This window comes from Nonomuraea angiospora (assembly GCF_014873145.1).
GTDB lineage: Bacteria > Actinomycetota > Actinomycetes > Streptosporangiales > Streptosporangiaceae > Nonomuraea > Nonomuraea angiospora.
On sequence record NZ_JADBEK010000001.1, the window covers coordinates 3,284,788 to 3,309,609 of the forward strand.

19 protein-coding genes are annotated in these 24,822 nt (G+C 72.8%); 6 read left to right on the forward strand and 13 right to left on the reverse strand.

All coding sequences use genetic code 11. The annotated features are described in order from the left end of the window. Nucleotides 1–3: 3 nt before the first annotated feature. Nucleotides 4–1,389: a GH1 family beta-glucosidase gene (locus tag H4W80_RS14950; protein WP_192785652.1), complete on the forward strand. Its 1,386-nt coding sequence runs from the start codon at nucleotides 4–6 to the stop codon at nucleotides 1,387–1,389. Here H4W80_RS14950 and H4W80_RS14955 read toward each other — a convergent pair. Together H4W80_RS14955 and H4W80_RS14960 are read right to left on the reverse strand one after the other, a co-directional pair. Beyond that, a complete protein-coding gene (locus tag H4W80_RS14955; protein ID WP_192785653.1) occupies nucleotides 1,386–2,249 on the reverse strand; it encodes an SAM-dependent methyltransferase in 864 nt (287 codons plus the stop codon). The genes H4W80_RS14950 and H4W80_RS14955 overlap by 4 nt on opposite strands. 84 nt (nucleotides 2,250–2,333) lie before the next feature. Then, nucleotides 2,334–2,981, reverse strand: a complete 648-nt coding sequence (locus tag H4W80_RS14960) for a nitroreductase family protein (protein ID WP_192785654.1) — start codon at nucleotides 2,979–2,981, stop codon at nucleotides 2,334–2,336. A 61-nt stretch (nucleotides 2,982–3,042) separates the two neighbouring features. On the opposite strand from H4W80_RS14960, the gene H4W80_RS14965 reads away from it, so the two are divergent. After that, nucleotides 3,043–4,449 (forward strand): APC family permease, encoded by a 1,407-nt coding sequence (locus tag H4W80_RS14965; protein ID WP_192785655.1) that lies wholly within the window; start codon nucleotides 3,043–3,045, stop codon nucleotides 4,447–4,449. A 5-nt stretch (nucleotides 4,450–4,454) separates the two neighbouring features. Here the strand turns inward: H4W80_RS14965 and H4W80_RS14970 are convergent, their stop codons facing one another. The 4 genes from H4W80_RS14970 to H4W80_RS14985 are packed head-to-tail and all read right to left on the reverse strand — an operon-like array spanning nucleotide 4,455 to nucleotide 8,516. Beyond that, on the reverse strand, nucleotides 4,455–5,450 hold the full coding sequence (locus H4W80_RS14970) for a LacI family DNA-binding transcriptional regulator (RefSeq protein ID WP_192785656.1): 996 nt from the start codon (nucleotides 5,448–5,450) through the stop codon (nucleotides 4,455–4,457). Further along, nucleotides 5,447–6,319: a carbohydrate ABC transporter permease gene (locus H4W80_RS14975; protein WP_192785657.1), complete on the reverse strand. Its 873-nt coding sequence runs from the start codon at nucleotides 6,317–6,319 to the stop codon at nucleotides 5,447–5,449. The genes H4W80_RS14970 and H4W80_RS14975 overlap by 4 nt, the downstream gene beginning before the upstream one ends. Beyond that, complete coding sequence (locus H4W80_RS14980; protein ID WP_192785658.1) at nucleotides 6,319–7,203, reverse strand: carbohydrate ABC transporter permease; 885 nt, start codon at nucleotides 7,201–7,203, stop codon at nucleotides 6,319–6,321. The genes H4W80_RS14975 and H4W80_RS14980 overlap by 1 nt, the downstream gene beginning before the upstream one ends. Beyond that, nucleotides 7,200–8,516: an ABC transporter substrate-binding protein gene (locus H4W80_RS14985; protein ID WP_192785659.1), complete on the reverse strand. Its 1,317-nt coding sequence runs from the start codon at nucleotides 8,514–8,516 to the stop codon at nucleotides 7,200–7,202. Before H4W80_RS14985 ends, H4W80_RS14980 begins: the two co-directional genes overlap by 4 nt. A gap of 180 nt (nucleotides 8,517–8,696) precedes the next feature. On the opposite strand from H4W80_RS14985, the gene H4W80_RS14990 reads away from it, so the two are divergent. Further along, entirely contained in the window at nucleotides 8,697–10,670 is a 1,974-nt protein-coding gene (locus H4W80_RS14990) for a beta-galactosidase (protein WP_192785660.1), read from the forward strand. Nucleotides 10,671–10,819: 149 nt separating this feature from the next. Next, nucleotides 10,820–11,653, forward strand: coding sequence for an SAM-dependent methyltransferase (locus tag H4W80_RS14995; RefSeq protein ID WP_192785661.1), 834 nt, complete (start codon nucleotides 10,820–10,822; stop codon nucleotides 11,651–11,653). A 4-nt stretch (nucleotides 11,654–11,657) separates the two neighbouring features. On the opposite strand, the gene H4W80_RS15000 is transcribed toward H4W80_RS14995, so the two are convergent. The 6 genes from H4W80_RS15000 to H4W80_RS15025 all read right to left on the reverse strand — a co-directional run bounded on the left by H4W80_RS15000 (nucleotide 11,658) and on the right by H4W80_RS15025 (nucleotide 20,865). Further along, nucleotides 11,658–12,032, reverse strand: a complete 375-nt coding sequence (locus H4W80_RS15000; protein WP_192785662.1) for a YchJ family protein — start codon at nucleotides 12,030–12,032, stop codon at nucleotides 11,658–11,660. A 5-nt stretch (nucleotides 12,033–12,037) separates the two neighbouring features. After that, nucleotides 12,038–12,874, reverse strand: a complete 837-nt coding sequence (locus H4W80_RS15005; protein WP_192785663.1) for an NAD-dependent protein deacetylase — start codon at nucleotides 12,872–12,874, stop codon at nucleotides 12,038–12,040. A 133-nt stretch (nucleotides 12,875–13,007) separates the two neighbouring features. Then, entirely contained in the window at nucleotides 13,008–14,768 is a 1,761-nt protein-coding gene (locus H4W80_RS15010; protein ID WP_318786869.1) for an ABC transporter ATP-binding protein, read from the reverse strand. After that, nucleotides 14,765–16,510, reverse strand: coding sequence for an ABC transporter ATP-binding protein (locus H4W80_RS15015; RefSeq protein WP_225963456.1), 1,746 nt, complete (start codon nucleotides 16,508–16,510; stop codon nucleotides 14,765–14,767). Before H4W80_RS15015 ends, H4W80_RS15010 begins: the two co-directional genes overlap by 4 nt. Before the next feature lie 132 nt (nucleotides 16,511–16,642). Further along, a complete protein-coding gene (locus tag H4W80_RS15020) occupies nucleotides 16,643–18,118 on the reverse strand; it encodes a hypothetical protein (RefSeq protein WP_192785664.1) in 1,476 nt (491 codons plus the stop codon). Then, nucleotides 18,118–20,865, reverse strand: a complete 2,748-nt coding sequence (locus tag H4W80_RS15025; protein WP_192785665.1) for a lantibiotic dehydratase family protein — start codon at nucleotides 20,863–20,865, stop codon at nucleotides 18,118–18,120. The genes H4W80_RS15020 and H4W80_RS15025 overlap by 1 nt, the downstream gene beginning before the upstream one ends. 313 nt (nucleotides 20,866–21,178) lie before the next feature. On the opposite strand from H4W80_RS15025, the gene H4W80_RS15030 reads away from it, so the two are divergent. Both H4W80_RS15030 and H4W80_RS15035 read left to right on the forward strand, forming a co-directional pair. After that, the gene (locus tag H4W80_RS15030; RefSeq protein ID WP_318786870.1) at nucleotides 21,179–22,267 is read left to right on the forward strand and encodes a PP2C family protein-serine/threonine phosphatase; all 1,089 of its coding nucleotides are present in this window, start codon (nucleotides 21,179–21,181) and stop codon (nucleotides 22,265–22,267) included. Nucleotides 22,268–22,355: 88 nt separating this feature from the next. Then, nucleotides 22,356–23,519, forward strand: coding sequence for a pyridoxal phosphate-dependent aminotransferase (locus H4W80_RS15035; RefSeq protein WP_318786871.1), 1,164 nt, complete (start codon nucleotides 22,356–22,358; stop codon nucleotides 23,517–23,519). A gap of 66 nt (nucleotides 23,520–23,585) precedes the next feature. Here the strand turns inward: H4W80_RS15035 and H4W80_RS15040 are convergent, their stop codons facing one another. Next, nucleotides 23,586–24,635 carry a glycerophosphodiester phosphodiesterase family protein gene (locus H4W80_RS15040; RefSeq protein ID WP_192785668.1) on the reverse strand — a complete coding sequence of 350 codons (1,050 nt, stop codon included), beginning with the start codon at nucleotides 24,633–24,635 and terminating at the stop codon, nucleotides 23,586–23,588. Between the last annotated feature and the right edge of the window lie 187 nt (nucleotides 24,636–24,822).

Sequence of the window (24,822 nt, forward strand, 5' to 3'; positions counted from 1 at the left end):
AGCATGACCACCTTCCCCGAGAACTTCCTGTGGGGCACCGCCACCGCCGCCTACCAGGTCGAGGGCGCCTGGAACGAGGACGGCCGCGGCCCGTCGATCTGGGACACCTTCTCCCACACCCCCGGACTGGTGACGAACGGCGACACCGGTGACGTGGCCTGCGACCACTACCACCGGCTGGAGGAGGACCTGGACATCCTCGCCGGGCTGGGCGTAGGCGCGTACCGGTTCTCGATCTCCTGGCCGCGCGTGCGGCCGGGCGGCCGGGTCAACCAGCCGGGCCTGGACTTCTACTCGCGCCTGGTTGACGGGCTGCTCGCCCGCGACATCGCCCCCGTCGCCACCCTCTACCACTGGGACCTGCCGCAGGAGCTGGAGGACGCGGGCGGCTGGCCCAACCGCGACACCGCCCACCACTTCGCCGAGTACGCCGACCTCATGGGCCGCACGCTCGGCGACCGCGTCCGCTCCTGGATCACCCTGAACGAGCCGTGGTGCTCGGCCTACCTCGGCTACGCCTCCGGCGTGCACGCCCCCGCCAGGACCGAGCCCGCCGCCGCCCTGGCCGCCGTCCACCACCTGAACCTCGGCCACGGCCTGGCCGTCCAGGCGCTGCGCGCGGTCGTCGACCCGGCCGCCCAGATGTCGGTCACGCTCAACCTGCACCACGTGCGCGGCGTGTCCGAGCGGGACGCCGACGCCGTGCGCCGCGTGGACGCGCTGGCCAACCGGGCCTTCCTCGGCCCCATGCTGGAGGGCGCCTACCCGCGCGACCTCATCGCCGACACCGCCGCCGTGACCGACTGGTCCTTCGTACGCGACGGCGACGAGGCCACCGCCTGCCAGCCGCTGGACGTGCTCGGGGTCAACTACTACAACCCGACGCTGGTCCGCCAGTGGGACGGAGCCTCCGAGCGGGCGACCGCCGACGGGCACCAGGACGGGGCCGCGTCGCCGTGGATCGCCTGCGACGACGTCGAGTTCGTCCCCCAGCCGGGCCCGTACACCGAGATGGGCTGGAACATCGACGAGACCGGCCTGACCGAGCTGCTGCTGCGGCTGCACCGCGACTACCCGTCCATGCCCACGATGATCACCGAGAACGGCGCGGCCTTCGCCGACGCCGTCGACCCCGACGGCCGGATCCGGGACGAGCAGCGCGTCGACTACCTGCACCGTCACCTGTCCGCCGTGGCCGAGGCGATCTCGGCGGGGGCCGACGTACGCGGATACTTCGTGTGGTCGCTGATGGACAACTTCGAGTGGGCGCACGGGTACGCCAAGCGGTTCGGCATCGTGCGGGTGGACCCGGACACGCGCGAGCGCACCTGGAAGGACAGCGCCCACTGGTACCGCGACGTGGTCGCCACCGGCAAGCTGCCCGCCTAGGGTTTGCGGGCCACGCCTCCGACGAAGGTGTGGTACGTGATGCCCGGCGCGGCGCGGTCGTCGGGGCCCGGGCGCCACTCGGGCAGCGGCACCAGGCCGGGCTCCAGCAGTTCGAGACCGTCGAAGTAGGCGAGGATCTCCTCGCGGGTGCGCCACCGGCCGGTGCCGAGGCGCTCGTTGAAGATCCGCTCCGCCTCGTACGCCTGCTTCGACACCTCGGGGTGCTCCTCGCCCGGGTTGTGGAAGTGCGAGATCACCACGTGGCTGCCCGGGGCGAGCGGGCCGATGAGCGCGGCCGCGACGCCGGCCGGGTCCTCGTCGTCGCCCAGGTGGTGCAGGATCCCGAACATCAGCAGCCCGACCGGCTCGCTGAAGTCGATCAGCGAGCGCGTCTTCTGGTCGTCGAGGATCTTCTCCGGCTCGCGGGCGTCGGCCTCCACGATCGTGGTGCTGGCGTCCACGGCGAGCAGCGCGCGGCCGTGGACGAGCACGATCGGGTCGTGGTCCACGTAGACGACCCGCGACTGCGGCGCCACCGCCTGGGCGATCTCGTGGACGTTGCCCTGCGTCGGCAGCCCGGAGCCGATGTCCAGGAACTGGCGGATGCCCGCCTCGGCCGCCAGGAAGTGGACCGTGCGCCGCAGGAACTCCCGGTTGGCCATGGCCGCCTCGGGCGCGTCGGGCGCGACCTGGAGAGCGGCCGCGGCCACCTGGCGGTCGATCTCGTAATTGTCCTTGCCGCCGAGCATGTAGTCATAGACACGGGAGACACTGGGCTTGGTGGTGTCGATCCCGCGAGGCGCGCGCTCCTGCTCGCTCTCGGGCACTGTCGGCTCCTTGGTACGGATGAGTGGAGCCATGATCCTAATTGGGAACCCCTGATTTATGCCGATATTTCGGGACGCAATCGGCGGGGCTGACGATGCGGCGCCGTCACCGTGCGCCTACCAGCGATCGACGTGCAGCACGTCGTCGAGCGGCTGCCGCTTCGCCGGGGCGAACGTCTCGCCGAGATAGTAGGCGGTCGGGATGAGCACGCCCTGGCGGACGTCGCCGGGGATGCCGAGCAGCTCGGCGACCTCGGCCTCGTACGCCAGGTGCAACGTCGTCCACGCCGTGCCCAGCCCGCGGGCGCGCGCGGCCAGCATGTAGCTCCAGGCGGCGGGCAGCAGCGACCCCCACAGCCCGGCCTGGTTCCCCGGGGGCAGCCCGCCGCCCGGCAGCGTGATGCACCCGATCACCAGCACCGGCACGTCCCCCATGTGCTCGGCCAGGTACAGCGAGCTCTCCCCCACCCGCCGCTGCTGCGCCGCCCGGACCGGGTCGTCCTGGAACAGCGCCCCCGCGGAGGTGCCGGACTCGAAGTACGCCTGGTGCGAGCGCTCGTAGTAGCTCCCGACCGCCTTGCGCAGCTCGGGATCGGTCACCACCATCCAGTGCCACCCCTGCCGGTTGCCGCCGCTGGGCGCCTGGAGCGCGACCTCGAGGCACTCGCGCACGAGCTCCAGCGGGACGGGGCGGGTGAGGTCGAGACGCTTGCGCACGCTGCGCGTGGTGGTGAGCAGGTCATCGGGGCTCAGTTCGATCGTCATACGGCCATCATGCCCCCGCGATCACGGTTTCCCCGCGGCTCCCAGGGAGAAGGACTACCTCATGTCCCAAACCAGACCCCCCAGTCCGACCGAGGAGACCAGCGGCGCCGGCGAGCCGAGTCTGAAGCAGGTGATGGGTCCCGGCCTGTTGCTGCTGTTCATCGTCGGCGACATTCTCGGCACCGGGATCTACGCGCTGACCGGCGAGATCGCCGGCGAGGTGGGTGGCGCCGCCTGGCTGCCGTTCGCCGTCGCCTTCGCCGTCGCGTTGATCACCGCCTGCTCGTACCTGGAGCTGGTGACGAAATACCCGCAGGCCGCGGGGGCCGCGCTGTACGTGCACAGGGCCTTCGGCAAACACCTCCTGACCTTCCTGGTGTGCTTCGCGGTGATGTGCTCCGGCATCACCTCCGCCTCGGCGGCGTCCCGGGCCTTCGCCGCCAACCTCTCCACCGGCTTCGGCCTGGACGCCGGCAACGGCGTCATCCTGCTGATCGCGCTGGCGTTCATGCTCCTGGTCCTGGCCGTCAACCTCCGCGGCGTCGGCGAGAGCGTCAAGATCAACGTACTGCTCACCGCGGTCGAGCTCTCAGGTCTGCTGATCGTCATCCTGGTCAGCCTCTACTTCATCCTCGGCGGGAACGCCGACTTCTCCCGCGTCGTCACCTTCGAGACCGCCTCCGACAAGAGCGTGTTCCTGGCGGTCAGCACGGCCACGTCGCTGGCCTTCTTCGCCATGGTCGGGTTCGAGGACTCGGTCAACATGGCGGAGGAGACCAAGAATCCGGCCCGGATCTTCCCTCGCATGATATTCACCGGGCTCGGGATCACCGGGTTGATCTACGTGCTCGTGTCCATCTGCGCCGTCGCCGTGGTCCCCGTCGGGCAGCTCTCCGAGAGCGAGACCCCGCTCGCGACGGTAGTGCAGACCGCGGCCCCCGGCTTCCCGATCTCCGATCTGCTGCCGTTCATCTCGATGTTCGCCGTGGCGAACTCCGCGTTGATCAACATGCTGATGGCCAGCCGGCTGCTCTACGGCATGGGCAAGCAGGGCGTGCTGCCGCCCTTCCTGGCCAAGGTGCACCCGGGGCGGCGCACCCCGCAGGCGGCGATCGTGTTCACCACCGTGATCGCCCTCGGGCTGATCACGTTCGTCTCGCTGAGCCCCGACAGCCCGGTCGTGTCGTTGCTGGGCGGGACGACCTCGCTGCTCCTGCTGGCGGTCTTCGCGCTGGTCAACGTGTCCGTTCTCGTCCTGCGCAGGGAACGGGCGGCGAGCGAGCACTTCAGCGCGGGGCGCGTCCTGCCCGTGGTGGGCGCGATCACGTGCGTGTACCTGGTCCTGCCCTGGTCCTCGGGACGTCCCTCCGGCCAGTACGAGATCGCGGGCGTGCTGCTCGCGCTCGGCCTGGTGCTCTGGGTGCTCACCTGGTTCGCCCGCAGGAAGGAGAACGCGAACGCCGGCTGAGCGGATCAGGCCGACTCGCGGATCACCAGCTCCGTGGGCAGGACCACCGGATCCACGTGCTCGGCGCCGTCGATGAGCGCGAGCAGCAGGCGTACGGTCTCCTGCGCCACCTCCGCCAGCGGCTGGCGGATCGTGGTCAGCGGCGGGTGCGTCGAGAGGGCCACCGACGAGTCGTCGAACCCGCCCACCGCCACGTCGTCCGGCACCCGGCGCCCCGCCGCCCGCAGGGCGGCCAGGGCGCCGGCGGCCATCAGGTCGGAGGCCACGAAGACGGCGTCGAGGTCGGGCGTGCGGGCCAGCAGCTCGGTCATCGCCCGCTCGCCGCTGGCCTGCGTCCAGTCGCCGTGCGCGATCAGCTTCTTCGTCGCCTTGCGGCCCAGCACGTCGGCGAAGCCCTCCAGGCGCTGGATGCCGCCGGGGGTGTCCATCGGGCCGGTGATCATGGCGATGCGCCTGCGGCCCTGGTTCACGAAGTATTCGGTCATCTGGCGGCCGCCCAGGCGCTCGTCGGCGGCGGCGTACGGGATGACGCCCTCGCTGCCGATGACGGCGCCGCAGGAGACCGCGGGCGGCCCCGAGCGCAGCGCGTCGATGAACGGGTCGCCGGCGTGCGTCGACATCAGCAGCACCCCGTCGGCGTGGCCGCCCCGGACGTAGCGGACCACCCGCTCGCGGTCGCCCTCGTCGCCCGCCAGCATCATCACCAGCGACAGGTCCCGCTCGCCGAGCATCCTGATGGCGACCCGGATGGTCGTGCTGTAGTTGGGGTCCTCGAACAGCTTCTCGTGCGGCTCCGACAGCACCATCACGATCGACCCGGTGCGCTGGGTGACGAGGCTGCGGGCGGCGCGGTTGACGACGTAGCCGGTCTCGGAGATGGCCCGCTCGATCGCCACGCGTGCCCCCGGGCTGACGTACTTGTCGCCGTTGAGCAGCCGGGACACCGTGCCGCGGGACACGCCCGCGGCGGCGGCGACGTCATGGATCGTAGGGCGCTTCATTTCACGGCTCCGGAGGACAGGTCGGTCTTCCAGTATCGCTGCATCGTGAGGAAGAGCGCGATCAAGGGGACGAGCGACAGGAAGGCCCCGGTGAGGATCAGGTTGTAGAGCGAGGGCTGGTTCGCCCCCGACTGCAGCAGCGTGAACAGGCCCACCGTGAGCGGGAACTTGCCGTCGTCGCCGAGCATGATGAACGGCAGCAGGAAGTTGTTCCAGATGGCCACGAACTGGAACAGGAAGATCGTCACCATGCCCGGCACCATCAGCGGCAGGGCCACCCGGTACATCAGCCGCCACTCGGTGGCCCCGTCGATCCGACCCGCCTCCAGCAGCGAGTCCGGGATGGCCGCCGTGGCGTAGATGCGGGCCAGGTAGATGCTGTACGGGTGCAGGATCTGCGGCAGCAGGACGGCCCAGTAGGTGTCGGCCAGCCCGACCTTGGAGAACAGCAGGTACTGCGGGATCGCCAGCACCACGGCCGGCACGAGGATACCGCCGATGAGCAGGTTGAAGATGAGGTTGCGGCCGGGGAAGCGGAACTTCGCCAGCGCGTACCCCGAGATCGCCGAGACCGCGGTCGACAGCAGGGCGCCGCCGCCCGCGTACACCAGCGTGTTGGCCGCCCACAGCCAGAACACCCCGTCCCGGTAGGCGAACAGCTGGCTCACGTTGTCGGCGAAGCCGGTGCCGAAGGCCAGCGTCGAGGTGGTGAACAGCTCGCCCGGCGACTTGGTCGCCGCGATCAGCACCCAGAGCACCGGGAACAGGCAGTAGATCGCGCCGAGCAGGAGCAGCCCGGTCGGGGCCACTCCCCACGGCCTGCGTGCGGCCGCCGCCCGATGTGTCGTGGCGCGGTGTGTCGTGGCCATCAGCCCTCCCCGAAGGCGCGGCCGCGGACGACGCGCAGGAACCCGAACGACAGGACGAGCGAGATCGCCGCGATGACGATCGAGGTGGCGGCGGCCGAGTACAGGTCGCCGGTGACGAACGCGTCGCGGTAGACCTTCATGAGCGGGCTCCACGTGGAGCTGATCGTGTTGGTCAGCGGCCGCAGCGTGGTGGGCTCGGTGAACACCTGGATGGTCGCGATGATCGAGAAGACGGTGGTCAGGATGATCGCCGGGGTGAGGATCGGGATCTTCACCCGCAGGGCGACCTGGAGCTCGGACGCGCCGTCCAGCCGCGCGGCCTCGTACAGGTCGCGCGGGATCGCCCGGAGCGTGGTGTAGAGGACGAGCATGTTGAAGCCGGTCCCGCCCCACACCGCCACGTTCGCCATGGAGTACGTGACGGTGCTCGCGCCGAGGAAGTCGACGTCCAGGACGTCCCTGATGGGGCTGAGCGAGGGCAGGTAGAGGAAGCCCCACAGCAGCGTGGCGGCCACGCCCGGCACCGCGTACGGCAGGAAGATCGCGATCCGCGAGAACCGGGCCAGCCGCGCCCGCGCCGAGTCCAGCAGCAGCGCGAACAGCAGGGCCAGCCCCAGCATCACGACCAGCACCAGCGTGCCGTAGCCGAGCACGCGCAGCCAGCCGTGCCACAGCTCGGGGTCGGACAGGGCGGCGGAGAAGTTGTCGAACCCGACGAAGACCTCCTTGCGCGCGCCCCTGCCCAGCCCGAGCCCCGACACCTTGGTGCGGCGCGTCGCCAGCCAGACGGTGTACCCGATGGGCACCGCGAGGAAGAGCGTGAACAGCACGATGGCGGGGGTCAGGAACAGGTACGGCCACGCCCCCCTCCCGGACTTGTTCATGAGGCGATCTGGAATCCGGACTTGCGCATGTCCGCGACGGTCGCGTCCTGCATGCCCTGGACGGCGTCGGAGAACGATGACTTGTTCTGCACGGCCTTGTCGAAGTTGTCCTTGAAGGCGTTGTACGTCACGCCGACGTTCGGGCCGAAGGTGAAGCCGCGGGCGACGGCGGAGACGGCGGCGGCCTGCTGCCAGAAGTCGGGCTGGCCGGAGAAGTAGTCGGGCGCCTGGCCGAGCGACGACTGGGCCTTGGTGGCGGCCGGGTAGATGGCGGCCTCCTTGACCAGCAGGTCCAGGGCGGCGGGGTCGGTGTTCATCCAGGTGGCGAACTGGGCGGCGGCGGCCTTGTTCGGCGTCTTGGCGGACACGGCCGTGGACGAGCCGCCCCAGAAGCCGCTGACGTTCTCGCCCGCGTTCCACTGCGGCAGCGGCGCGGCGGCCCACTTGCCCTTGGCCTTGGGCGCGTTGCTCGCCAGCACGCCCGGCGCCCAGACCGCCGACGGCCAGGTCAGGAGCTTGCCGTCGTTGAGCGCCTTGTTCCACTCGGGGGTGAAGAACGGCATGTCGTCGATGACACCCTCCTTGACCAGTCCGCCCCAGTAGTCGGCGACCTTCCTGGTGGGCTCGTCGGCGATGTTCACCTTCCAGGACTCGCCGCTGATCGACCACCACTGGGCCCCGGCCTGCTGGGCCAGGCCCGTGAACGCTCCCGGATCCTTGCTGGAGAACGTGCCGAGGTACGCCTTCGGGTCCTTCTCGCGCACGGTGCGCGCGGCGTCGGCGTACTCCTGCCAGGTCTTGGGCACGGCGATGCCGTACTTGTCGAACAGGTCCTTGCGGTAGAAGAGCATCATCGGGCCGCTGTCCTGCGGGATCCCGTACACGCCCTCCGTGCCGAGCGTGACCAGGCCCCACAGGCCCTCGGCGAACTCGCCCTTGATCGAGGCGGTCTCGGCCTTGATATCGGCCACCGCGTCGGCGGCCACGAACGAGGGAAGGTGCTGGTACTCGGCCTGCACCAGGTCCGGCGGGTTGCCGGCCTTGGCCGCGGTGAGGAACTTGGCCGCCGCGTCGTCGCCGCCCGCCTGCTTGCTGACCGTGATCTGGATGTCCGGGTGCGCCTGGTTCCAGACGGCGGCGATCTTGTCCATGTTGGGGGCCCAGGTCCAGTACGTCAGCTTGACCGGTCCCTTGGCGGCGGCCGCGGGGCTCTGCGCCGCCTCGGTGCTCGGGGCGGGTTCGCTGGACCCGCAGCTCGCGAGAGTGGCCGTGAGCACGACGGCCAGGGCGGCTCCGAGGCGGTTGGCGCGCATGCGTACCTCCAGAAGGTTCTGTGAACGTGCACAGAGTGAAACAGCCACGAAACGTCAGTCAAGGGGTCGTTATGCTCTCGTTAATCAGCCATTATCGGGATAAGTCGGGGCGACTGTTCCCGGGAAGGCCGGGTCGGCGCTACTGTGCACGTTCACAGAAGAGCTTCTCTAGGGGGATGGATGTATCCGGAGCGTCCTGCCGGCATCGCCTTTGGCGGCGACTACAACCCGGAGCAGTGGCCACGCGAGATCCTGGAGGAGGACGTGGCCCTGATGCGCGAGGCCGGGGTCAACCTGGTCAGCCTGGGCCTGTTCTCGTGGGCGCTGATGGAGCCCGCGGAGGGGCGCTACGAGTTCGGCTGGCTGGACGAGATCGTCGACCGGCTGCACGCGGCCGGGGTCGCCGTCGATCTGGCCACGCCGACCGCCGCCCCGCCCGCCTGGTTCATCCGGAAATATCCGGACGTGCTGCCGGTGACCAGGGAGGGGACGCGGATCGGGTTCGGCGGCCGGCAGAGCGCCTGCTCCAGCGCCCCGGCCTTCCGCGAGGCGACCGCTCGGCTGGTGCGCGCGCTGGGCGAGCACTACCGCGGGCATCCCGCCGTGGTCATGTGGCACGTGCACAACGAGTACGGGGCGCCGCTCGGCGAGTGCTACTGCGAGCACAGCGTGGCGGCCTGGCGGGTGTGGCTGGAAGCCACGTATCGCGATATTTCCGCATTGAACGACGCCTGGGGCGCCACCTTCTGGGGCCAGACGTACACCGACTGGGCGGAGATCGACGCCCCCCGCTTCAACCACACCGTCGTCAACCCGGCCCAGCGCCTCGACTACGCCCGCTTCAGCGACGGCCAGCACCGCGAGCACTACGCGCTCCAGCGCGACATCCTGCGCGAGCTGACCCCCGGCCTCCCCGTGACCACCAACTTCGCCGGCACCGTCAACTGCAAGTCCGCCGACCTGTGGCAGTGGGCCCGCGAGCTGGACGTGGTCGCCAACGACCACTACCTCCAGGCCGAGCGGCCGGACAACCACATCGACCTGGCCATGTCCGCCGACCTGGCCCGCTCGGTGGCGGGCGGCGCGCCGTGGATGCTCATGGAGCACTCGGCGGGGGCGGTCAACTGGCAGCCGCGCAACCTCGCCAAGCGCCCCGGCGAGATGCGCCGCAACAGCCTGGCGCACGTGGCCCGCGGCTCGGACAGCGTGCTGTTCTTCCAGTTCAGGGCGTCGCGGTTCGGGGCCGAGAAGTTCCACTCGGGGATGGTGCCGCACGCGGGGACCGGCTCCGCGCAGTGGCGCGAGGTGGTCCGGCTGGGCGCCGACCTGCGCCGGCTGGCCGATCTGCGGGGCAGCCGGGTGCGGGCCGAGGTGGCGCTCGTCTGGGACTGGGAGTCGTACTGGGCGCTGGAGCTGGACTGGCGGCCGTCGGTGGACCTGGCGTTCAGGGAGCGGATGGACGCCTTCTACGAGGCGCTGTGGCGGGAGCACGTCACGGTGGACTTCGTCCACCCTTCCGCCGATATTTCGGGATATCGGGTGGTGGTGGCGCCCAGCTCGTACCTGCTGACCGAGGCGTCCGCCAAGAACCTCCACCGGTACGTGGAGGCGGGCGGCAACCTGCTCGTCTCCTACTTCTCCGGCATCGTCGACGAGCACGACACCATCCACCCGGGCGCCCACCCCGGCGCGCTGCGCGAGCTCCTGGGCCTGTCGATCGAGGAGTTCCACCCGCTGCGCGAGCACGAGACGGTGACGCTGGCGGGCGGCGGCACGGCCCGGATCTGGTCCGAGCGGGTCCACCCGGCGGGCGCGGTCCCCGTACGGGACTTCGCCACCGGACCCGACGCGGGACACCCCGCCCTCACCCGCCACGACCTCGGCGCGGGCACCGCCTGGTACCTCGCCACCGCTCCCGTGACGGGCCTGCGCGAGCTGCTCGCGCAGGTGCTCGACCACGCGGACGTGTCCCGGCCGCGCGGCCTCCCCGACACCCTCGAACTCGTACGCCGGGGCGGCCACGTCTTCCTGATCAACCACGGCGACGAGCCCGTGACGGTCGAAGGGGTGACCGGGACCAGCGTGTTCGACGGCGTACGGCACGAGGGATCGGTCACCGTCGCGCCCGGCGCGGTCACGGTCATCGCCCCCTAGGGAGACCTCGACGAATCCGGCGGACCCGTCGCCGGGTCTGACAGGATTCCGTGACCGGCATTTACCGAAATTGCGGAAATCTGGCTGACCGCAACACTATGATCGCGTTAAGCCACATCCGCACCACGGTGCGTACCCGAAGGAGCCCCATGGCCGACCGCCGGCCGGAGCGCGCGCCGCGCGGAATCGACACCTCCAGGCCCAGCGTCTCCCGCGTCTACGACTTCATGCTCGGCGGCAAGGACAATTACGAGGCCGACCGCGAGCTGGGGCTGCGGGCGCTGGAGATCGCCCCGGACGCGCGCGAGTCGGCGCGGGCGAACCGGGAGTTCCTCGGGCGGGTGGTCAGGTTCCTGGCGGCGGGGGCCGGGCTGCGCCAGTTCCTGGACCTCGGCTGCGGGCTGCCCACTCGGGACAACGTCCACGAGATCGCCCAGTCGGCCGCTCCCGGCAGCCGGGTCGTCTACGTCGACCACGACCCGATCGTGCTCGTCCACGCCCGCGCGCTGCTGGCCGTGAACGACGCGACCACGGTCGTCGAGGCCGATGTCAGGGACCCGGACGCGATCCTCGACGACCCGGAGACCAGGCGTCTCATCGACCTCGGCGAGCCGGTCGGGCTGCTGATGTTCGGCATCCTGCATCACCTGGCCGACCACGAGGACCCGGCCGGGATCGCCGCCCGCCTGATGGCCCGGCTGCCGGCCGGCAGCCACCTGGCCGTCTCCCACTTCTGCGACCCGGGCACGGCGCACCCCGAGGCGTCCGCCCAGGCGTACGCCGCCGAGAAGCTGTTCGACGAGGGCCTGGGCACCGGCCGGTGGCGCGCCCGTGAAGAGATCCTGGCCTGCTTCGACGGTCTGGAGCTGCTGGAGCCCGGGCTCGTGCCGCTGCCGGAGTGGCGGCCGGACCCCGGCGACCTCGCCCGGCCCGGCCTGTCCCGTCACACCCTGGCCGGCGCGGTCGCACGCAAGGCCCGGTGAGGGGTCACAGCGCGCCCGCGTACACCCAGCGGCCCTCGAAACGGACGAAACTGCTGTTCTCCTCCAGCTCCCCCGGAGTGCCGCGTTCGACGTAGTGGGCGCGGAAGCGCACCGTGCCCTCGGTGTGGACGACGCTGCCGCCGGTCGTCTCCAGCACCTCCAGCCGCACCCAGCGCGTCTTCCTGTCCAGGTCGAGCCGGGCGGGGCGGGCGGACGGATGCCAGCTGCGCAGCAGGTAGGCGGCGTCGCCCACACTGAACGCGCTATATCTGGACCGCATGAGCTGCTCGGCGGTGGCGGCCACCGCCTCGTCCCGGTGGAGCCTGCCGCAGCAGTCCTGGTAGGGGGCGGGCAGGCCGCACGGACATGTACGAGGCATGACGCCTATTGTGCCGGGACCGGCAGCCGCACCGTGAGCTCGGTCAGCGTAGGGCCGAGCGGGGCGTCGAGGGTGAGCGAGGCGTCGGCGTCGCCGCCGGTCTCCCCCTGGTTGACGATGGCGATGGGGATGCCGAGCGAGGCGGCCTTGGTGACGAACCGCAGCCCCGACCTGACCGTCAACGACGACCCCAGCACCAGCAGCAGGCTCGCGCCCGCCACCAGGGCGAAGCACTCGTCCACCCGGGGCCGGGGGACGTTCTCGCCGAAGAACACCACGTCGGGCTTGAGCATCCCGCCGCACGCCGCGCAGTCGACCACCTGGAACCCGGCGACCTGCGCGTCGGTGAGCACGGCGTCGCCGTCGGGGTTGATCCGGGCGCCGGCGGCCTCCCAGTCCGGATTGGCGGCCCGCAGCCGCCGCTCCAGCTCGGCGCGGGGCGTGCGCTCGCGGCACGACAGGCACACCACCCGGTCGAGCCCGCCGTGCAGCTCGATCACCCGCCGCGCCCCGGCGGCCTGGTGCAGGCCGTCGACGTTCTGGGTGACGATGCCGGCGAGCAGCCCGCGCCGCTCCAGCTCGGCCACGGCCCGATGGCCGGCGTTGGGCCGGGCCTGGCCGATCTGCCGCCAGCCGACGTGGCTGCGGGCCCAGTATCGCTGCCGCGCCTGCGCGCTGCCGGTGAAGCGCTGGTACGTCATCGGCTCCGCGCGCCGGGCCCGGCCGGTCGGCCCCCGGTAGTCGGGGATGCCGGACTCGGTCGACAGGCCCGCTCCGCTGAGCACGGCCACGCCTCCGCCCGCGACCAGCTCGGCCAGTCGTGTCACTGTCACACCATCCATGGTGCCCGATCTCCACGCCTGCCCGTCCCCCGGCCCGGCCGTCACGACACCGGAGCCGGGGGGACGGTTGCCCGGCCGGGGAGACGCCCGGCCCGCGCCGGCCGCCGGGTCCGAGGGGACGGCCGTCTCCCGCTCAGTCGCCCGTGCGTTCCTCCGCCTCGGCGATCCGCTCGGCGCTCCACAGCCGCCGCATCTCCGGGCAGCTCTCCAGCAGCTCGCCGAGCCGCCCCCGCCCCGCGACCCGGCCGCGGTCGAGCACCACGATCTGGTCGGCGCGTTCGAGCGCGGCCTGCCGGTGGGAGACGACCAGCAGGGTGCCGTGGCCGGCGATCCGCTCCCACAGCAGCCGCTCGGTCTCGACGTCGAGCGCCGACGACAGGTCGTCCACGACCAGCAGGTCCGGGTCGCGGACGAGGGCGCGGGCGGCGGTGGCCCGCTGCACCTGCCCGCCGGACAGCCGCACCCCGCGCGGCCCCACGACCGTGTCGAGCCCGTCGGGCATCGCGGCCAGGTCCGGCTCGAACGCGGCCAGCTCCAGCGCCCGCCCGAGCTCGGCGTCGGTCGCGGGCCGGCCGAGGAGCAGGTTCTCGCGCAGGGTCTCGGAGAACAGCCTCGGGACCTGGCTCGCGTACGCCGCCCGGCCGGGGACGAGGAACGTGCCCGGGTCGGCGACGGGCACGCCGTTCCACGAGATCGTGCCCTCCTCCAGCGGCAGCAGGCCGAGCAGGGCGCGTACCAGGGTGGTCTTGCCCGAGCCGACCGCGCCCGTGACGACCGTGAACGAGCCGCGCTCGACGCGCAGGTCGATCCCCCGCAGCCCGCCCGCGCTCAGCCCGCGGGCCTCCAGCACCCGCAGCGGGCCCGGGTGCGGGGGCACGGCCGCGACCGCGGGCGGGTCGCGGCGCAGCCAGACGTCGGCGCCGCGCGACAGGTCGCCGGCGCTCTCGTGCGGCGCCATCAGCCGGGTGAGCCGCTCGGTGGCGACCGCGGCCTGCGGCAGGCGGTACAGGACGGTGCCGATCGACCGGGGCAGGGCCGTCAGCCAGCCGATGTAGCTGGTGAACAGCGCGAGGTCGCCCACCGTGAACTCGCCGCCGCGCATCGCGGGGGCGGCCAGGAGCAGGACGAGCCCGATGCTGAGCTCGACGGTCGCGCCGGTCGTGGCGTCCAGCAGGTCGGTGGCCAGGCGGTCCTTGACGGCGGCCGCGCGCCGCCGCCGGTTGTGCTCGCGCAGCCGCTCCAGCGCCGCCTCCTCGGCTCCCGCGGTCTTGATGGCGAGCACGCCGCCGAAGATCTCGCCCACGTACGACGTGACGGCCGCGCCGAGCGTCCTGGCCCGCTGGTGCAGCCTCCCGATGGTCTGCCGCATGAGCCTGCTCAGCACGCCGATCGCGACCATCGGCAGCACCAGCGCCAGCGTGATGACGGGATCGGCGGAAGCCATGATCGTCAGCGCGGCGGCGGCGAAGAGCGTCGTCCCGGCCAGGCTGACGCTCTCGTCGGTGAAGTCGACCGCGTCGGCCACGTCGTCCCGCAGGCGGGCGACGGACTCGCCGGGCGAGTGCGGCAGCCGCGCCGCGGCGGGGCCGCGGGCGGTCAGGATGGAGCGCAGGGCGTTGGCGCGCAGCAGGGTGGCCGCCGCGGCCCACCAGTAGACCCCGTACGTCCACGCGATGACGATCATCAGGCCCCGGGCGACCTCCACGCCCACGAACGCCGCGCACAACCACAGCGCCCAGCCCGGGTCGCCGCCGAGCCCGTCGAAGATCCGCTGCAGGACGAGCCCGCTCGCCAGCGGGATCACGTGGACGGGCAGCCAGAGCAGCGCCCCGATGAGGTAGCGGCGGAAGTCGAACGTGGCCAGCCTGGTGGCCACCAGCATGACCGGCTTCACCGGCTCACCCCCGCCAGGTCGAGCAGCCGCCCGAACCTGCTGCCGGGGTCGGCGGCGAGGTCGGCGCGGCGGCCGTACTCGACGATCTTGCCGTGGTCGAGCACGGCGATCTTGTCCACGCGCGACAGCGAGGACAGGCGGTGCGCGATGATCACGCCGGTCCGGCCGTCGAGCAGCCGGTCGATGCTCTGCTCGATGCGGCGTTCGGTGGCGGGGTCGAGCCTGCTGGACGCCTCGTCGAGCACGACGAGCCCGGGGTCGGAGAGGAACGCGCGGGCGAACGCGATGAGCTGCGCCTCCCCCGCCGACACCGCGCGCAGCTCGGTGTCGAGCCCGTCGGGCAGCCCGGCCAGCCACTCGCCCAGCCCGACGCCGTGGAGGACCTCCCGCAGCCGCGCGTCCCCCGGGGACGGCCGGAAGAGCGTCAGGTTGTCGCGCAGGCTCGCCGCGAAGAGCTGGACGTCCTGTGTGACCACGCCGATCCGCGTTCGCACGGACGCCTGGCCGGCCTCGCGCAGGTCCAGCCCGCCGACCCGCACGACGCCCTCGGACGGGTCGTACAGGCGCAGCGCCAGGCGGGCGAGCGTGGTCTTGCCGCTGCCGGTCCGCCCCACCAGGCCGAGCGTCTCGCCGGGGGCCAGCGTGAGGGTGACGCCCGACAGCACCTGCTCGTCGTCGCCGGGGTAGGCGAAGCCGACGCCGTCCAGGCTCAGGCCGAGCGGGCCGGTCGCGGGCAGGGGGCGGGTGCCCTCGGGCAGCGTGCGCCGCTCGGCCAGCAGGTCCGCGATGCGGGCCAGACCGGCCAGTGCCGCCTGGTACTGCCTGATCTGGTCGATGAGCCGCTCGAACGGCGTGCGTACCATCAGCGTGTACTGGAAGATCAGCACGGCGGTGCCGATCGTGAGCGTCCCCGACCGCAGCGCCCAGGCGGCGAGCCCGAGCATGATCGCGGTGCCCGCGGCGAACGCCACCGACGTGCCCGCCAGCAGCGTGGTCCCGATGCGCGCGTCCCTGACCTCGGCGCGGTAGAGGGCGGCGCTGACCTGGTGGAAGCGGCGTACGGTGTGCTCGCCCGCGCCGTTGGCCCGCAGGTCCTCGGCCCCGGCCAGCCGCTCCTCCAGCAGGCCGAACAGCCGCGCGCTCGCCGCGCGCGACCGGGCGGCGGCCGGCACGGCCAGCCGCTGGGCGCGGGCCATCCCCCACCCGATGAGCAGGCAGTAGACCAGCAGCGCGCAGCCGATGCGCCAGTCGACGCCGAACACGATGACGACCACCCCGGCCAGGAGCAGCACGCTCGCCACGACGTCCATGAGGAACGCGACGACGAAGTCGGCCACGGCCACGACGTCGCCGTCCACGCGTTCGATCATCTCGCCGGGCGTGTGCCGGCCGTGGAAGGCCAGGTCCAGGCCGAGCGCGTGCCGGGCGAGGCGCTCGCGCAGGCGGTTGGTGCCGTCCCAGGCCAGGCGGCCGGCCAGCCACGCGGCGACCGGCCGGGCGGCCTGGCCGGCGACGGCCAGCGCCAGGTAGCCGACGGCGATCAGGGTCAGGTGCCTGATGCTCGCGCCGCCGATCGCGTCGTCCACGAAGCGGCGGGTGATCTGCGGCGCCGCCAGCGGGAGCGCGGTGGTGGCGGCTATGGCCGCGGCGAGCGCGGCGCCCTGGCGACGGCCCGGGCGCAGCAGGCGCAGGACGGAGGGGCTATGCGGTGGAATCCCTTGGTCGAACGATCTCGATGACAAACGTCATGCCCTTTGGATAGGAGGTCTCATTGCTCTGGCGGGACATGAACGTCGTCCTCATCGCCGGCCTCCTTGATCCGATGGGCTCGCTCCAGGGAGTACAGCAGCCCCGCGCGGGCCGGGGCAACCGGTTTACCCGCTGCCCCGCAGCACCCCTGCCCGCGCCAGCCCGGCGGTCAGCCGCGCGCGGGCGGGGCCCGGGAGGCAGTCGAGGGCGTGCGGATCGTGGGCCGCGAGCCGGGAGACGGGCGCGATCTGGTACGGGTTGAGCCGGAACGATTGCCCCGACCGCAGGCTCACCGCGAACGTCCCGGGCCCGCACCCGTCGGGCCCCGCGCCGCCGGCCACCACCTGCGCGCACGGGTCCCACCCGGGAACGGGTTCCGCGCCGGCCACGGAGCAGGCGGCCAGGCGCCCCGGCGGCAGCCCGGGAAGCCGCTCCAGCCACTCCTTGATCATGCGGGTGACCTCATAGGCCCGCATCGTGCCGGGCGCGTCGAACTCCACCCACCTGACCAGGTCGTCCCCGGCCCTCGGCGGGAAGCGCACGCTCTGCCCGGCCCACTCCGAGCGGATCGCCATCCGGTACGGCCGCAGCCCGGCCAGCCGGACCCCGCCGGCGCCCGCCGCCAGCAGCTCGACGGACTCCCCCGCGGCGCCCGCGGCCACGCCGGGCGCGCCCAGCACCAGCTCGCACGCCACCGCCACGCCCGGCGGGATCGCGGCCAGCAGCCGCCGCAGGTTGACGGTCCACCCGTTCAGGCCGGTCACGGCGGCCAGGAAGTCGATCCGCGTCACGGCGATCGTCAGGCCGCGGCAGCGGGCCAGGACGTCCCTGGGGAAGGCGGCCACCCGCTCCGCGTCCAGCCATCCGGCCCACGGCCCGCCCTCGGGCGGGCGGCACGCCCCGGTCACCCAGCGCACCTGCTTCCCCGGCCGGGTGTCCGAGGCGTCCCGCGACCGTGCCCCTTCGACGGGCCCGGCGTCCGTGTCCTTCCCCTTGCCGGCGCGCCACGGGGGGCGGATCACCCGTTCGGGCGACCACGCCGAGAACTCGGCCCCGGCCAGCTCCGGCACGCGCCGCAGCGCCGCGCCGAGCCGGGCCACGAGCCGCCCGCACAGCGTCACCCGCTCCGCTCCCAGCGCTCCCACCAGCGCGAACGCCGCGGGCAGCTGCCGGGCGGCGTCCAGCGCGACGTGCGCCCGCCGCCCGGCGGCGACCTGCGCGGCCAGCTCGACCTCGGGCCGGAACACCTCGCACCGCCCGGCCGCGCCGAGCACGTCCCTGCTGCTCTGCATGCTGCCCTCGGCCAGCTCCAGGTCGTCGATGCTGAGCCGGACCGCGGGGTCGGCCGCCAGCCGCAGCGCCGTGCCCACCGCTCTGAGGCGGGCGTCGTCGAACGCCTGCCGCTCCAGGACGGCCGCCGCCGCCCGCTCGAGCAGCGCCGCCTGCGGCCCGCCGTCGAGCCGTTCGGCGGCGGCCCGCAGCCGGGACGGGTCGGCGAGGCGTGCGACGACGTGTTCGTTGAGGTCGAGCACCTCGGCTCCGGGAGGCGGCACGACCTCGGTGGTGAAGTCGGTCAGCGGCGGGATGACGAGCAGCTCCATCAGCGACACTCCCCCTGCCATGGGTACGGGTGCGCCGCCCGAGCCCCCTGGACCACCGGGCCGGCCGCCCGCGAGCACGAATCCGCGCGCACGTCCGCCGGCCCCGGATAGCGGGCGACCGCCCGCGAGCGCGCCGCCGGGGAGCAGGTGTCGCCCCCTTCCGCTTTCGGCCGGGCGGCCGGGGAGCGGGTGTCGGCCGTCTCCGCTTTCACCCGGACCGCTGAGGGGCGGGTCTCGGCCGTCTCCGATTTCGGCCGGGGCACCGGGCGGCCGCCGGCCGGGCGCAGGTAGACGCAGCGCAGCTCGGCGGCGAACCGGAGCCCGCCATCCCGCAGCCAGCACTCCTCCGGCCCCGGCAGGGTCTCCGTCAGCGTGAGCCGCTCGGCCGTGGCCGCCAGCCGGCCCAGCCCCTCGACCAGCGCGGGCGAGCGGGTGTCGACGTGGATCGGCCGGCGTTCGCGGGCGGACGCGGCGAAGAACGTCACGGGCAGGTCGTGCGTCTCCCGCAGCCGCGCCATCGCGACCAGCAGCTCGCGATCCCCGACCGCCTGCCCGAGCGCGTCGAACGACGCCCGGCCCACGCGCCACACGCGCCGCGAGATGACCACGTTGTCCCAGGTCAGCCTGGGCACCCTGGAGAGGTGCCGCAGGTCCGGCCGGCGCACCCTCGGCAGGGCGAGCGCCGTGTGCAGCGCCGTGTCGTCGTGCTCGCCGTTGTGCAGCAGCAGCGGCCCGTCCACCCCCTTGGCCCGCAGGACGGCCCGGCGCCCGTCGCTGTGCACGTACAGCTCGTCGAGCCCGATCCGGCGCCGCCCGCCGTCGGCCGTCACTCCGCCCAGCTCCAGCACCGGCCCGGGGAACTCCAGCGGCGGCCGGCCCGTGGCGCGGCGCGAGATGACGTTGAGCGCGGTGTGGCCGCCGAGCGCCCGCGCGATCGCCGCGTCCCGCTCGGCGACGAGCGCGGCGCCGTCGGGGTGGAACTGCAGGGCCCACGGCGTCAGCAGCGCGACGTCGTGGAGGTCGCCGAGCACCAGCGGGGTCAGCCCCGGCTCGTACGCCTCCAGCGACGGCGCGGCCACCATGACGTCGGCCGAGCAGAGCACGGGCGCGGCCGGCGGCTCGGGGTCGTCCAGCAGGCCCGCGAGGTCGACGGTGGCGGCGCCGGGCGGCGCGGCGCGCACGATCGCGGCGATCCGCTCGGCGAGGCGGTCGCCGTAGCGGATCTCCAGGTCGCCGGTCGCCCCCAGCACCTCGGCCAGCCCGAACGTGCCCGCCCCGAGCCGGCCGGCGAGCCGCCGGTTGGTGCGCTGCCTGGTCAGCTCGGCGTCGGCGGCGAGCAGGTCGAGCACCTGGGGCACGCGGCCTTCCAGGTCGGCCGCCAGCCCCGCGCCGACGCTCACCCGGAGCGTGCCTGCCGCGGCCTCGTGCACGACGACGCGGTCGTCGCCGGGCCGGTCGTCGTGCGCCCGTCCGCTGCCGGCCAGCGTCTCGAGCCGCCGCTGCAGGGCCAGCTTCACGTCGGGAGAGGCGGCGGGATACTGGGCGAGCAACTCGGTGATCTCCCGCACCCGCCGCCCCACCGGCAGATCGCCCCCCGAACGGTGGGCATCCGGATGGGGGGCCTCCGAGCGGGAGCCATCCGAACGGTGAGCGTCCCGGTGGGAGGCGTCCGGGCGGGAGGCGTGCGGGCGCGGGGTTTCGGCGGGGAGGCGTTCGCGCAGCCAGGACAGGGGGTCGGCGACCGTGGCCGGCGGGCAGAGGTCGTGGGTGAGCAGCCCGCGGCGCACCGCCACCGCCAGGGCCGCGGCGGCCTGCTCCAGCTCCATCCCTGACTCGGCGGCGATCTCGGCCAGCGTCCGGCTCCCGTCGCACAGCGCGACGAACGGCGCCGCGCCGGACACGGCGTCCGGCACGGCGCGCGTCCAGGTCCGGCGGCGCGGCACCAGCCCCGCCACGAGCGCGGGGTCGGCCAGGACGCGCCGCTGGAGCGCCTCGCCCACCCAGTCGGCCGGGTACGCCACCCGCCGCGGGCGCGCCCGGTGGCCCGACCACGTGTGGCCGCCGGGCGCCGCGGGCTCGACCCGGCCGTGGTCGAGCGGCCCGAAGCTGCACGTGGCGCAGAGCCCCTGCAGGACCGAGCCGACCAGGCGCCGCAGCCGGCCGCCCTTGGCGACGCCGCGCCGCAGGTCGCGGTAGAGGCCGGGCGCCGAGCGCACGAGGGCGTCGAGGAAGCGCTCGTCGGCCGCGATCCCGGCCGCCGCCGCGCGGGCGAGCGCCGCGTCGGCCGCCGTCGTGCCCGCCAGGGCGAGCCGGGCGTCCTCCAGCGCCCCGGTCGCCTCGTTCCAGGCGGCGAGCCAGCCGGCGGGCGCGGGCGTGTCGTCCGGGAGCGGGCGCAGGTCACGCAGGCGGCTGCGCAGGCCACGCGGCAGCCGCCCGCCGCCCGCCCCACGTACGGGACGGGCGTCCCCGCCTGCGGCGCTGCGGACCGGGCGGGGGTCATCGGCCGGAGCCCGGCGGCCCGGGCGGGGGTCCTCAGCCGGAGCCCGGCGATCCGGGCGGGGGTCTTCGGCCGGGGCGTGGCGGGCCGGGGCCTCGGCGAGCAGGTCGAGCGCCCGCCGCTCCAGCCGGACGACCTCGGCGGCCGCCGCCGCGGCCCGCGGGTAGGCCAGGGATCGGACGAGCTCCCAGGCGAAGCCCGCGCTCCGGACGGTCACGGCCGGCAGCAAAGTCCAGTCCTGCTCGCTCACACGGCCACCCCTTCTCGCGCGGAATTACACCCGGCACGTCTTAACTCAAAATGCTTACAAGATCATCTTTGCTTGTCAATGAGACCGCCGATGAGAAATCAATGAGCAGGTCTTAACGACTCCACCGCCCGCACCTGCAAATCCCGCCATAGGGTGCGGAGTCGTTTACTTCTGGTTTTCATCCCCTTATCTGCCCTGCACAGGGGCCGGAGTCCGGCGCGGCGGCCCGAATTCGGACGCCCATTTCGCGATTTCTTCCGTACGTTCGAGAAAGCCGCCGTTACGCCGTTCCATGACGGGGGATGAAGGAATCGTGACGGATGGCGGGCGGCGCGAAGGGCCGAATCTCTCGACACCGGCGTTCGTCGCCGGGCTCGCCGTCATCACCGCGATGGTGGCCGCGCTCGACATCCTCTCGGGCTCGGCGGTGCGGCTGTTCCCGCTGCTGATCTTCCTGCCGGCGATCGTGGCGGGGCTGGGCACCGTACGGCAGACGATCGTCGCGTCGGTGTGGGTCGTCCTGGCGGCTGGGGGGATCACCACGTACCTGGGCGGCGAACCCAACGACAACCTGCTGGCAGCCGGGTTCACGGCCGTGTTCGGCGCGCTGAGCGTCTTCGGCTGCGCCTACCGGGTGCGGCGCGAGGAGGAGGTGCACCGGCTGCGCTCGGCGGCCGCCGCCCTCCAGCAGCTCATCGTGCGCCCGCTGCCGCTGCGCACCGCCGACGTCGTCATCGACGGCCTCTACCAGCCGGTGGAGGAGGACACGATGGTGGGCGGCGACATGTACGAGGTCGCCGTCTCCCACCACGGCACCCGGGTGCTCATCGCCGACGTGCAGGGCAAGGGCCTGCCCGCCATCGGGACCGCGCTGGCCGTGCTGGGCTCGTTCAGGGAGGCGGCCTACCGGGAGGAGACCCTGGCCGGGGTCGTCGAGGCGATGGAGAACGCCGTGGCCAGGCAGAACACCTTCGCCGCCACCACCGGTGAGCCCGAGCGTCTGGTCACCGCCCTGGTGCTGGACATCAGCCGGCGGCTGGACGTCGAGGCGGTCAACTGCGGGCACATCGCCCCGTACATGATCCACCGCGGCGACGCCCGGCAGGTCGACCTCGGGGAGCCGTCCGTGCCGCTCGGCGTGGGCACGCTCGCTCCCGGGCCGCGCGGCGGCGCGCGGTTCGCGTTCCCGCCCGGCGCGGCGCTGGTGCTGTGCACCGACGGCGTCACCGAGGCCCGCGACCCCCGCGGCGCCTTCTACCCGCTGGAGGAGCGCCTGGAGGGCTGGGCCTCCGACCCTCCCGATCGGCTCGCCCAGGTGCTCGGCGAAGACCTGCGCGCGTTCACCAGGACGGCGCCGCGCGACGACATCGCGATCCTCACGCTGCGCCGGTCCGAGTCCTGACCTGCCGGGAACCGGCCCGCGCACCGTCATGAACCGGTCGGTCCACCCACGCGTACCTACACACATCGGACATGTCCATGGAGGTGTCGTGGAGCTCAGCCTCTTGCGGGCACAGGCTCACAGCCCGTCGTACTTCTCGTTGATGCGTGCCTCGTCAGGAGAGCGCGCGCCGGTTGACTTCTGCATCCCGTGCAATCCATATTTCCCGACCCCGGAGATCTTCGAGCATCTCGGGAGAAACCTGGAGACGATTCTCAAGTTCTATCCGAGCGACGCGGGCACGATCACCGCGGAGCTCTGCGCCACACTCGGGCTCCACCCGAAGACGGTCGCCATGGGCAACGGGTCGACCGAGCTGATCACCTGGATCGATCACCTGCTGGTGCGCGAGAGCCTCGCGGTGCCCATCCCGACCTTCGGGCGCTGGACCGACCAGCCGCTGGAGACGGGCAAGCGGGTGGACATGTACCCGCTGCTGGAGAGCCGCAACTTCACCCTCGACGTGCAGGACTACGTCTCGTTCATCCGCATGCGCGGCTCCCGGGTCGCGGTGATCTGCAACCCGAACAACCCCGACGGCGGCTACCTCCCCAAGCACGACGTCCTGCAGCTGCTGGACGAGCTCATCGACCTCGACCTGGTGATCGTGGACGAGTCGTTCGGCGACTTCGTGGACTGCGAGCCGGACGCGGGGCTGGCGGCGGAGGCGGCGGTCCGGCCGAACGTGATCGTCCTGCGCAGCCTGGGCAAGAACTTCGGCCTGCACGGCATCCGCTTCGGCTACATGGTCGCCAACCCGGCGCTGGCCGGGCGGGTGCGCGACGCGCTGCCCAAGTGGAACCTCAACTCGTTCGCCGAGGTCATCGTGTTCATGATGCGGCAGTTCATGGGCGAGTACCAGAACAGCCTCAGGCTGGTGGGCCAGGACAGGCGGGCCATGTTCCAGCAGCTCGGCACCATGCCGGGGCTGTCGGTGTTCGCCTCGCAGGGCAACTTCCTGCTGATCAAGCTGCCGCCCGGCTACGACGGGGTGGGACTGCGCGACCACCTGCTCTCCGAGCACGGCGTCTATGTGCGCGAGTGCGGCAACAAGCTGGGCACGACCAGCCAGTTCATCCGCCTGGTCGTACGGCCGCAGGACGACGTGCGGCGGCTGCTCATCGGCATGACGCAGTTCCTGTACTCCGGCAGCCTGCACGAGATCCCCGTCATCGGGGTGCACCACCGGCACGTCAACCCCCTGTCGGCCTGAGACGCCGCCGACCTGAGATTCCGCCCGGGCCCCGGCAGCGCTCCGCGGGGGCCCGGGCGGGCCCCGCTACCGCCGGTGGAGCCGGTAGCGCTTGGGCGGCTTGAACCCGCGCTCGGCCATGATCTGCCGCAGCCGGTCGGGGTAGTCGGTGATGATGCCGTCCACGCCGTCGTCGATGAGCTTGTTCAGGGTCGGCCCGTCGTCGATCGTCCACGGGATCACCTTGAGGCCGAGGGCGTGGGCCTGGTCGACCATGTCCTTGGTGACGTACGCCTGGTAGCCGGGGTCGGTAACCTTGCCGTTCTGCGGGAACCCGTGCACCGGCGAGAACGCGTCCGCCCCGAACGACCTGACGGCCTTGAGCGGGTCGCCGCCGAAGTCGTCGATGTCGATGCCGCCCAGCCAGGGCGAGGCGCCCGGCTGCCCGGTCTGCAGGAAGTCGCGGTTGGTGAGCGCGACGAGCGGCAGCCGCGGCTCCAGCTCCCGCATCCGCATCAGGGCGCCCCAGTCGAAGCTCTGGATGGTGACCTGCCGCAGCATCCCGGCGCGCCGGATCTCCCGCAGCGTCACCTGCGCGAACTGCTCCCTCGGCGCGGTCTCGCTCGGCGCCCCGGCCTCCACCTTGGTCTCGACGTTGAGCTTCACGCCCCACGCCCGGTACCGGCGTACGAGGTCGAACACCTCGCGCAGCGTCGCCATGGGCGCCCCGGGCACCGCCCGCTGCCCCGGGAACTCGGCCAGCGTCCGCGACCCGCAGTCCATGGTCCTGACCTGCTGGAGGGTGAGGGCGTTGACGTACTTGCCGACGTACGGGAACTCGGGGTCCCCGGGCACGGCGGGCGCCGTGTCCTGGCACTTCCTGTCGCTGATCCGCCTGTCGTGCGTGACGACCGCCTGGCCGTCCTCGGTGATCTGCACGTCGAGCTCCAGCGTGCTGACGCCGAGCTCCAGCGCGTTCGCGAACGCGGGCAGGGTGCTCTCCACCACGAGCCCGAGCCCTCCCCGGTGGGCCTGGAGGTCGAACGCGCGCCGGCCGTCGGCGAGCGCCGCCTCGGGCGCGGCCGTCAGGGTCACCGCTGCCGTCGCGAGGACCGCGAGCCATCTCTTCGTATTCACACGCGACAAGATCTGGCACGACGGGGACGGCGGGGCGTACGCGAGATGAGCGCGGGACGAAGCCTTCGCGATCAGGCGACGTGCCCTGGCGAGGGTTAACCTGCCGACACGTGGGTCCGAACAGCCTACACTGATCCGTATGCATACTCCCGATTGATCTGGCGTCGCACGCCTCAATCCTCCGTTT